Origin of the sequence: Photobacterium sp. OFAV2-7 (genome assembly GCF_022347985.1) — a bacterium.
GTDB lineage: Bacteria > Pseudomonadota > Gammaproteobacteria > Enterobacterales > Vibrionaceae > Photobacterium.
In genome coordinates, this window is record NZ_JAKRFQ010000440.1 from 1 (window position 1) to 4,163 (window position 4,163).

Annotated in this window: 5 protein-coding genes; 4 read left to right on the top strand and 1 reads right to left on the bottom strand. The window is 42.4% G+C overall.

What is annotated here, in order from left to right:
• Window positions 1–47: 47 nt before the first annotated feature.
• Window positions 48–686, bottom strand: a complete 639-nt coding sequence (locus MHN01_RS18515) for a helix-turn-helix domain-containing protein (protein ID WP_239412701.1) — start codon at window positions 684–686, stop codon at window positions 48–50.
• A gap of 1,071 nt (window positions 687–1,757) precedes the next feature.
• On the opposite strand from MHN01_RS18515, the gene MHN01_RS18520 reads away from it, so the two are divergent.
• The 4 genes from MHN01_RS18520 to MHN01_RS18535 all read left to right on the top strand — a co-directional run.
• The gene (locus tag MHN01_RS18520) at window positions 1,758–2,573 is read left to right on the top strand and encodes a winged helix-turn-helix domain-containing protein (RefSeq protein WP_239412702.1); all 816 of its coding nucleotides are present in this window, start codon (window positions 1,758–1,760) and stop codon (window positions 2,571–2,573) included.
• Window positions 2,573–3,082, top strand: a complete 510-nt coding sequence (locus MHN01_RS18525; RefSeq protein WP_075762485.1) for a FidL-like protein — start codon at window positions 2,573–2,575, stop codon at window positions 3,080–3,082. The genes MHN01_RS18520 and MHN01_RS18525 overlap by 1 nt, the downstream gene beginning before the upstream one ends.
• A 686-nt stretch (window positions 3,083–3,768) precedes the next feature.
• Window positions 3,769–4,047, top strand: coding sequence for a BMC domain-containing protein (locus tag MHN01_RS18530; protein ID WP_015670698.1), 279 nt, complete (start codon window positions 3,769–3,771; stop codon window positions 4,045–4,047).
• Between the two features lie 24 nt (window positions 4,048–4,071).
• A partial coding sequence (locus MHN01_RS18535; RefSeq protein WP_239412703.1) for a BMC domain-containing protein occupies window positions 4,072–4,163 on the top strand: 92 nt, incomplete at its 3' end.

A 4,163-nucleotide genomic window follows, 5' to 3' on the forward strand; every position in this document is an offset into this window, starting at 1 on the left:
ATTTTACGGTTTGCCAGCATGAAGTCACGTAAATAGGCATATAAGCCTTAACGGTCGTATGCCCAGTCAGACTGGATGATATAGCCGTGGATTTGGAACTCGTCGTTATTTACAAACAGGTTCGGAAAATCAGGCTGGGACGTTGAAAAAACAACACCGTCCGCCAGCTGGGTCATGTGATAGAAATCAGGTTCGCTACCGCGCACAGAGGCAAAAACAGGCTGCTTCGGACGATATGAAGCCTTGCGCGTTGCCAGAGCGTAGCTGCCTACCGGTGCACACAAGGAAATGTTCTCGTTGTCGACCAACAGCCCCAGGCACTCTTCGCGATCAAGGTGCTGAGGAATAGCACGTTTGCTTACGACATCCACAGAGCCGCCCTGGCTGTAAGAAATAAAATCCTTGCGGTGAATGATCGGGATATAGGTGCTGGTTGAACCCTGGGTCGACTCGTCGGAGATCGCCGTTGTGGCCTGAGTACCGGTATCAATTTGTCCGGTAAGCAGGTAGCTGATAGACGTGCTCAGAGTCTGCGCAATTTTTTCAAGCTCACGGACTTCGATACCGTATTTGCCCGATAGTTTGCGGCTCATTGTACCTTGCTGAAGATCTAAAGCCTCGCCAAGTTGTTTTTGGCTGATCCCCTGGATTTTAGCTAATCGCTTAATTCTCTCTAAATATTCCATAATCTCTAGCTTCCTGCTCACAGAATTTAAATGCAAATGGCATTCTTAAAAGTTATAAACTATTTTACTGATAACAATTTCGAAGGGAGCTATGAAGCATAAAAAGTGCGATTGATTTCGTTAAAGGAATATACCTATTTGTAGTGATGGGTAAAAAGTGGAACAAATTTCTGACGGCGAAATAAGATCTGACGGCAAACAAGAAACTGGAAGCAAGATCGCTGAACGTTCATGCTCTGTTGTCAATTTTTGACAATAGGTATAGGAAAAACAGCAATTAATCAATATAACGCTATGATTTTGTTGGTATTTATGTGTTATTGGGGCGATTTATGTTCCAGTGCGGATAAATTGGGCTAGAAAATGAGGCTCGGAACGGTACTTCCTCAAGGTTATTTTCTTTGGCTTTTTCATGATGAAGCTGGTGATTTAATCGTCGCTAAGCGCTCTTCATTACGCTGATTTTTCTGGTGGAGGTAAACAGTAATGATGCTGACAGGGTATGATTGTTTTGCAGGTAAACCTGACACCGCCATCACAGCTAAATACGTTTTGGCAATCCTTTATAGAGGTTTGAATCATGATACGCTACCTCTGCGATGTTGATACTCATAATAGTAAAAGTAACAACTAAGTTATAATGTTGAAAATATCGAGCGGAAATAAAAAGAGTTGTTAGCTACCGTTCACTAACTCGATAACCGCTTATATCATTTATTTTTTTTCACAATAAAGAATATTGATATTTTTCATTATAGAAAATAAATATCCGGTGGATTGTTTTTCAGTCAGTGTGAATAGTTTCATGTGACTTGGTAGACATAATAGAGCGATGTAATCTTGTCTGACCAGCTTCTCTTGATCTGCATCAAAAATAGAGTTCTAATCCCGGCGGTATGATTCACCTTCGATTAATTCCCCACTCCGATTAGATTCTGCGATTGTTATTATCCACGGGTCCATTTTACTCTGATAAATACAGGGTTGGTGGCAGTTGTATATTTTATTGTAATGGAAAGAAGTCAGGATACGGGGAATTGCGGTCATTTTGAGCGGAATTAGCCTATACCAATGAAGTATAAAATAAATGGGTTTCTATATTACGATGCAATAGATGGCACGCTAAAGCTTGAAGGACAAGTGGCAGATGACACTCAGCTTTCTATTACCGCCAATGCATTATTGTTTTTTTTAATTCAGCACCCGGGCGTGCTGACGCGCGATGAAGTGATGAAAAAGGTGTGGGATGACAACGGCCTTATTTCATCAAACAGTAATTTGAATCAGTACCTGAGTTTGTTGAGAAAATCTTTTCGCAGCTACGATATTGAAAATGTGATTGTAACCATTCCGCGTGGACGGCTGGAGTTTAATCCCGAGCTAGTGATTGAGGTTGTTGATGATAATCACCTGCATCCTTTGCTGCAGAAGGCGAGCGACGACAACAAAGAAACAGTGCCCGAACCATTGGCACAAGGTATCAGGGAAGAAGCGTATCCGCCTCAAACCGAGCAGCAGGAACGGAACTGGATGATTGCCAGTGCAACACTGTTTATCGCGGCGTTGGGCTTGCTATGGACGGCTATCATTACCGAGCGCTCGTTGCATATTGTCAGCCTGACTGAGGTCGAGAGTGGTCTGTGTGAGCTTTTTTCGCCTGAACTGATGATAAACAGTGCGATGGGAGATAAATACGTCACCAACTTCAAAGCCGTGCGTGACAAGCTGGGTCTGTCTTGTGCCAAGCATGAAAGATTCATTTTTTTCTATGGGGATAAGTTGCAAAGCAATGGGTTAGGGCGAACTTACATTGCGCGATGTGCCGAAAACGAAAATAACCCCTACGCCTACTGTGATAACTATTTTTATTATTCTTGGAAGAAATAATGCTAACACGCAAAAGCGGTAAGATTTTTTTTCTCTACGCGCTGATTTTATTTTTCCTCTGTACTTTGCCCTTTGTTTCAAAGGTGATCCCCTCGCAATCTGGTGATCTGAATTGTACGGCACGGGCGATTATGCACTTCGAAGACACGGTGACAGAAACCGTGAATGCGAATGTTCACTTTCGCTTTGGCGATCGTGGCAAAGGTTCCTTGGTTGTCGAGGGCTATTCTGATTCCAAAGCGGGCTGGTTATATTTGCAACGATATGTTCAGTTTGACTATACCAGTGAACGAGTCTCAGGGTATGAACGCCATTATCAGGTGCATAGCTGGTCTTCGACCAAATCCTCAATTGATGAATCCCCCGATGTGCTGTTTGATTATTTCATGCGTGAAATGTCTGACAGCCATGACGAATTGCTGATCAAAGTAGAAAAGCTTAGCTACAGAACCGTATTGCTGAGCTCGATCAACTCGCCTTTATTTGTCTGCGCGTTAAGTGACAAATAGAGCGACCAGTTCTTTCTTATTTGTATTATTCAATCTCAAGTTATTAATTGCCTTTATATCGAAGGTAGTTGCCAAGCTTTGATGCCTGGCATTCAAGAATTTATTGCCGTCAATAATCTACTGGTTGTCGACGGCTATTTATTATTCATACTCCGTTGACGGCCGACTTTCGGTATAACCTCTTCCTTGCTTACCCCTTCAAATTAATTATCTACTTCTACTTTTACTTCTACTTCTATTTTTGGTTCTTTAATTCATCTCTCTGGTGAATGTTTACTCCCTCTCTGCTGCTTTTATTTCCGCTTTAGCTTTTGACCTAGCTTATTGGTAACACATTCACCGGGTAAACACGCCGGAATTTTCATACTGACTATTCGGTTATAACGAAGATTGTCATTACTGTGATTTAGATCCGTTTTTGCGTCTTATTTAGGTCAATTGTCAATATCGTAAAAAAACAAATAACAGGATGGTTTTGTAAATAGAGACGTAAATATCCTCTCATAAAAGAATAAACAACTAAGTTGCCCATATTCTTGGAGTTTAATGCCATTTGTTTTTGTTGGGGAATATAGTGTTTTTCGTGGTTGGAACAGGCCAATAAAACCATAAGAAAACCACAAAAAAGGCCTGGAGGCCTTTTCTCAATAACGCTTACTCGAGACCTATGTACGGAGGAAATAAATATGGGTGATGCATTAGGTTTGATTGAAACAAAAGGGCTGGTTGCCTGTGTAGAAGCTGCAGATGCAATGTGCAAGGCAGCAAACGTAGAACTTATCGGTTACGAGAACGTCGGTTCAGGTCTGGTGACGGCGATGGTGAAAGGCGATGTCGGCGCAGTGAAAGCGGCAGTTGACTCTGGTGTGGAATCGGCACAGCGCGTGGGTGAAGTGGTGACTTCGCTGGTGATTGCTCGTCCGCATAACGATATCAACAAAATCGTTATTAAACACAAAGCATAAGCAGCGTTAACGGAGGATCTGACAATGAGTGATGCTTTAGGGCTTATCGAGACTAAGGGACTGGTTGCGTGTATCGAAGCCGCTGATGCGATGTGCAAAGCCGCCAACGTAGATTT